Below are 6,357 nucleotides of genomic sequence, written 5' to 3' on the forward strand. Positions count from 1 at the left end.
TCGACGGTGACCGGCGGGGTGCTGGACACGGCCGGTCTGGACGCCGCGTACTGGTACCGGAATCTGCGTCAGACGGTGCGTTTCGACGAGACCGTCCGTGTCCTGCTGGCCGACGGCTTCCAGGTGTTCATCGAGGCCAGTGCCCATCCGGTGCTCACCATGGGGGTTGAGCAGACGGCCGAGGACCACGCGACGCACGTCACCGCCGTGGGTTCGCTGCGCCGTGAGGAAGGCGGCCTGGAGCGTTTTCTGACCTCTGTGGCCCAGGCGTATGTGGGCGGTGTGTCCGTCGACTGGGCGGGAGTGTTCGCCGGGACGGGTGCGGAGCGTGTGGAGCTGCCGACGTACGCCTTCCAGCGCACGCGCTTCTGGCTGGAGCCCGAGGCCATCAACGGCGCTGGTGATGTGGCGTCGGTGGGGTTGGACTCGGCCGGGCATCCGTTGCTGGGGGCCGCCGTGCCGCTGCCCGACTCCGATGGGTTCCTGCTGACCGGTCGGCTGTCGCTGCGTACGCATCCCTGGCTTGCCGACCATGCGGTGTTCGGCCGGGTCATCCTGCCCGGTACGGCGTTTGTCGAGCTGGCGTCGCGGGCCGGTGATGCGGTGGGTTGTGACCGGTTGGAGGAGCTGACGCTTGAGGCGCCTCTGGTGCTGCCCGAGGAGGGGGCGGTCCAGGTGCAGCTGATGGTGAGCGGGCCCGGGCAGGATGGGCAGCGCGAGTTCAGTGTGTATTCCCGCCGTGGCGATGGCCCGGACGCGTCGTGGACGTGCCACGCGAAGGGCATGCTGGCTCTGAACTCCACCGCCGACAGGGCGGCGGGCCCGGTGGGCCTGGAGGCATGGCCGCCGGCGGGGGCGGAAGCGCTCGAGACCGCGGACTTCTACGAGGATGTGGCGGCCACCGGGATCGCGTACGGACCGGTGTTCCAGGGGCTGCGTGCCGTGTGGCGCAAGGGCGATGAGGTCTTCGCCGAGGTGGCGCTGCCGGAGGAGTCGCGGGCCGAGGCGGCCCGGTTCGGGCTGCATCCCGCGCTGCTCGATGCGGCGCTGCACGCCTGGCTGGTGTCCGCCGCCGCGGAGGGAAGCGGGAAGGGGATCCAGCTGCCGTTCGTGTGGAGCGGTATGTCGCTGTACGCCACTGGCGCGACGTCCCTGCGGGTACGGCTGGCCCGTACGGGTGCCGAGGGGATGTCCGTCCTGGTGGCGGATGCCGCCGGGACGCTGGTGGCGTCGGCGGATGCGCTGGTCACCCGGCCGGTCTCGGAAGCGCAGCTCGCGTCGTCCGCCGGCGACGACGAGTCGCTGTACCGGCTGGAGTGGGTCGCGGCCCCCGCCACCAACCCCGCCCCCGCCACCGACCGGTGCGCCGTGGCCGGACCGGACGTCTTCGGCCTGGCCCGGGCGTTGAAGGCCGCCGACGGGTCGGTGGAGGAACACACCGACCTGGCCGCTCTCGCGGCGCATGTGGGATCGGGCGCTCCTATGCCGGATCTGGTGTTCGTCACGGTGTCCTCCGGCCCCGGCGAGGACGTCGTCCCGGCGGCGCGGGCGGTGGCCCACCGGACCTTGGACGTGGTGCGGGCGTGGCTGGCGGAGGACCAGTTCGCCGGGGCGCGGCTGGTGCTTGTCACCCGGGGCGCGCTGGCGACCGAGGACGGTGCGGATCCGCGTGATCTGGCGGGGGCCACGGCATGGGGGCTGGTGCGGTCGGCGCAGGCCGAGCATCCGGACCGGTTCGTCCTGCTCGACATGGACGGCGCCGAGGCATCGCTGGCCGTGGTGCATCAGGCGGTGGCGATTGGGGAGCCGCAGCTCGCGGTGCGCGGTGCCGAGGTGCTGGTGCCACGTCTGGCCGCCGGCGCCGCGAGTGGTGTGCTGACGCCGCCGGAGGGCGGGGAGGCGTGGCGGCTGGAGGCGTCCGGAGCGGGCACGTTGGAGGGGCTGAGGCTGGCCCCGGCCACGGATGTCACCGGGGAGCTCGGCGAGCACGAGGTGCGGGTCGCCGTGCGTGCCACGGGCATGAACTTCCGCGATGTCCTGATCTCCCTGAACATGTACCCGGACCCGGGGGCCGTGATGGGGAGCGAGGGAGCCGGTGTGGTCGTGGCCACCGGTTCCGGTGTCACTTCTCTCGCCGTCGGCGATCGGGTGATGGGGCTGTGGGCCGGTGGTTTCGGGCCGCTGGCCGTGGCGGACCATCGCAGCCTGGTGCGGATCCCGGACGGCTGGTCCTACACCCAGGCCGCGCCCATCCCCGTCGTCTTCGGAACGGCTTTGTACGGACTGCGGGAGCTGGGGGGCCTGCGGCGTGGTGAGTCGCTGTTGGTGCATTCCGCCACCGGTGGTGTGGGGATGGCCGCGGTGCAGTTGGCGCGGGCGTGGGGTGTGGAGGTGTTCGCGACCGCGAGCGAGTCCAAGTGGGACATCCTGCGCGGTCTCGGGCTGGATGATGCGCATATCGCGTCGTCGCGGACGCTGGAGTTCGAGGAGCGGTTCAGGGCCGCCTCGGGCGGTCGTGGTGTGGATGTGGTTCTGGACTCCCTGGCCGGTGAGTTCGTGGACGCCTCGCTGCGGTTGCTGGGTGAGGGCGGGCGGTTCATCGAGATGGGCAAGACGGATGTGCGGTCCGCGGAGGAGGTGGCGGCGGCGCATCCGGGGGTGATGTACCGGGCGTTCGACCTGGCCGAGGCGGGTCCGGTGCGCATCGGGGAGATGCTCGCGGAGATCGTGGCCCTCTTCGAGCGAGATGAACTGCGGCCGCTGCCTACGCGGGTGTGGGATGTGCGCAGGGCTCCTGAGGTGTTCCGGTTCATGAGTCAGGCGCGTCATGTGGGCAAGCTGGTGCTGAGTGTTCCCGCCGCGCTGGATCCGGAGGGGACCGTACTGATCACCGGTGCCGGTGGCGTCCTGGGCGGTCTGGTCGCCCGGCATCTGGTGGCGGAGCACGGGATGCGCCGGCTGCTGCTGGTCAGCCGTCGTGGCCGCGCGGCCGAGAGCCTGACGGAGCTCGAGGCGGAGCTGACGGCCCTGGGGGCTTCGGTCACGATCGCCGCCTGTGATGTCGCCGACCGCGACGCGCTGGAAGGACTGCTGGCCGACCTCCCCGATGGGCATGGTCTGACCGGTGTGGTTCATGCCGCGGGTCTTCTGGATGATGGCACGGTGACGTCGCTGACGCCGGAGCGGCTGGATGCGGTGTTGCGGGCGAAGGTGGATGGGGCGTGGCATCTGCACGAGCTGACGCGTCGTTTCGATGTGGCCATGTTCGCCCTGTTCTCCTCGGCCGCCGGTGTGTTGGGGGCCGCTGGGCAGGCCAACTACGCCGCCGCCAACACGTTCCTCGATGGACTGGCTCAGCGGCGCCGGGCGATGGGGCTGCCGGGAGTGTCGCTTGCCTGGGGTCTGTGGGCCGAGCGCTCCGGGATGACCGGACATCTCGATCAGGCGGACATCTCGCGGATGACGCGGGGTGGGCTGGTGCCGTTCTCCTCGGAGGAGGGGTTGCGGCTGTTCGATACGGCGGGTCGGCTGGCCGAGGGTGTGGTGGTGCCCGCGCGGCTCGACCTCGGCCAGTTGGCGGCCACCGCCGACACCGCGCCGGTGCCCCCGTTGCTGAATGGACTCGTACGACGACCTGTTCCGTCCCGGCGTGCCTCGGCCCAGGAAGAGGCTGGTTCGCAGGAGGCGTCGCTGGCGCGGCGGCTGTCGGGGCTTGGTCAGGGGGAGCGGCGGCGGATGCTGCTGCGTCTGGTCCAGGAGCACGCCGCCACGGTGCTCGGTCATGGGACGGCGTCCGCGGTGGACACCGATCGCGGCTTCCTGGAGCTGGGCTTTGACTCGCTCACCGCGGTCGAGCTGCGCAACCGGCTGAACGCGGCCAGCGGGCTACGCCTGCCCGCCACGCTCATCTTCGACTACCCGACGCCCGCCGCGCTGGCCGGACACCTGGGGGCGGAGATCGCCCCCGTGGCGGCGGACGAGGCGCCCGACGTGGCCGCCGAACTCGACCGGCTGGAAGCCGCGCTGCTCGGCACGGACACGGAAGCCGACGATGCCACCCGAACGATGGTGGCCGGCCGACTGAAGCGCCTGCTGTCCCAGTGGGACGGCGGCCGTGGCGGCCCGGTGCCGGACGGCCAGGCCGGCGGAGCGACCAACGTCTCCGGCGACGCGGACGGTGTCGCCGACCACCTGGAGACGGCGGCGGCCGACGAGCTCTTCGCCTTCATCGACGAGGAGTTCGGGACGTCGTGATCCGACCAGCGGCCGCCACCACGGTGCATCCACGAAGCCACACCTGCCCGCCGATCACCCGCTCCCGAAGCGCTGACCCAGAGAGGTTCTGATGTCGGAACAAGAAAAGCTGCTTGCCTACCTCCGGCGGGTGACGGCTGATCTGCACCAGGCGCGGCAGCGTCTGCAGGATGTGGAGTCGGCGGCCCGCGAACCGATCGCGATTGTCGGGATGAGCTGCCGCTTCCCCGGCGGGGTGCGTACCCCCGAGGAGTTCTGGCGGCTGTTGAGCGGGGCCGAGGACGCCATCACGCCGTTTCCCGAGGACCGCGGCTGGGACCTCGACTCGCTCTACGACGAGGACCCTGATCGGCCGGGTACCTCGTATGCGCGTGAGGGCGGATTCCTGCACGACGTCGGCGACTTCGACGCCGATTTCTTCGGGATCTCCCCGCGTGAGGCGCTGGCGATGGATCCCCAGCAGCGGCTGCTGCTGGAGACCTCGTGGGAGGCGATTGAGGGGGCGGGCATCGACCCGGCCTCGCTCAAGGGCAGTCGGTCCGGGGTCTTTGTCGGGGCGGTGGCCCCTGACTACGGGCCGCGGGTGCACGAGGCCCCCGAGGGTGTCGAGGGTCATCTGGTGACCGGCAGCGCCTTCAGCGTCGTGTCCGGGCGTGTGGCCTACACGTTGGGGCTGGAGGGTCCGGCGGTGACGGTGGACACCGCGTGTTCCTCGTCGCTGGTGGCTCTGCATCTGGCGGTGCAGGCGCTGCGTCAGGGTGAGTGTTCCCTGGCTCTGGCCGGTGGTGTCACCGTCATGGCCACGCCTGGCACGTTTGTTGGTTTCAGCCGTCAACGTGGGCTTGCGGCGGATGGGCGGTGCAAGCCGTTCGCGGCGGGGGCGGACGGTTTCGGGCCTGCCGAGGGTGTGGGCATGCTGTTCCTGGAGCGGCTGTCCGATGCACAGCGCAATGGGCATCGTGTGTTGGCGGTGGTGCGGGGTACGGCGACGAATCAGGATGGTGCGAGCAGTGCGCTGTCCGCGCCCAATGGGCCGTCGCAGCAGCGGGTGATCCGTCAGGCGCTGGCCAATGCCGGGCTCACGGCCGGGCAGGTCGATGCGGTGGAGGCGCATGGGACGGGGACGTCGCTGGGTGATCCGATCGAGGTGCAGGCGCTGCTGGCCACCTACGGCCGCGAGCGCGCCACGGATGATCCGCTGCTGCTGGGGTCGGTGAAGTCGAACATCGGTCATACGCAGGCGGCGGCGGGTGTGGCCGGTGTGATGAAGATGGTGCTGGCGATGCGACACGGCATGCTGCCCCGCACCCTGCACATCGAGGAGCCGTCCCCGCACGTTGACTGGGCGGCGGGCACTGTCGAACTCCTCGCCGAGGCCACCGCGTGGCCCGAGGGTGAGGAGCCGCGCCGGGCCGGGGTGTCCTCGTTCGGTATCAGTGGCACCAACGCCCACGTCATCATTGAGCAGGCGCCGTCACCGGCCGCTGCCGACAGCGCTTCTGACCCGGGCGTGGCGGAGGAGGCGGAGGCGCCCCGGACGGCGTTGCCGCTCGTCCCCTGGCTGCTGTCGAGCAAGTCCGAGGCGGCGCTGCGCGCCCAGGCCAGGCGGCTGCTGGAGCACGTGGAGCGGCACCCGGAGGTCGCGGCCGAGGACATCGGATTCTCCCTGGCCACCACGCGGACCGCCTTCGAGCACCGCGCGGTCGTGCTGGCCCCCGATCGTGCGGAGGCGGTACGGGCGCTGACTGTTCACCTCGCGGGCCGGGGCGGCTCCGGGCTGGTCGAGGGTGTTGCCAGGCGCAGTGCCGGGGTTGCGTTCGTCTTCCCCGGTCAGGGGTCGCAGTGGGTGGGGATGGCGGCGGGGCTGCTGGATTCCTCGCCGGTGTTCGCCCGGCGGATCGAGGAGTGCGCGGTGGCTCTGGCGCCGCATGTGGACTGGTCGCTGGTGGATGTGCTCAGCGACCCGGCGGCGCTGGAGCGGGTGGATGTGGTCCAGCCCGTCCTGTTCGCGGTGATGGTGTCGTTGGCGGAGTTGTGGCGTTCGTACGGTGTGGAGCCGGCGGCGGTCATTGGTCATTCGCAGGGTGAGATCGCGGCGGCGTG

Annotated in this window: 2 protein-coding genes; both read left to right on the forward strand. The window is 71.3% G+C overall.

The genetic code is table 11. The features are described 5' to 3' along the window. Positions 1-4,254: SDR family NAD(P)-dependent oxidoreductase (locus ACFXB5_RS51825; RefSeq protein ID WP_385222644.1), on the forward strand; the 4,254-nt coding region annotated here is incomplete at its 5' end. A 91-nt stretch (positions 4,255-4,345) separates the two neighbouring features. Next, a partial coding sequence (locus ACFXB5_RS51830) for a type I polyketide synthase (RefSeq protein WP_385222646.1) occupies positions 4,346-6,357 on the forward strand: 2,012 nt, incomplete at its 3' end.

Source organism: Streptomyces sp. NPDC059455, from assembly GCF_042750115.1.
Lineage (GTDB): Bacteria > Actinomycetota > Actinomycetes > Streptomycetales > Streptomycetaceae > Streptomyces > Streptomyces endocoffeicus.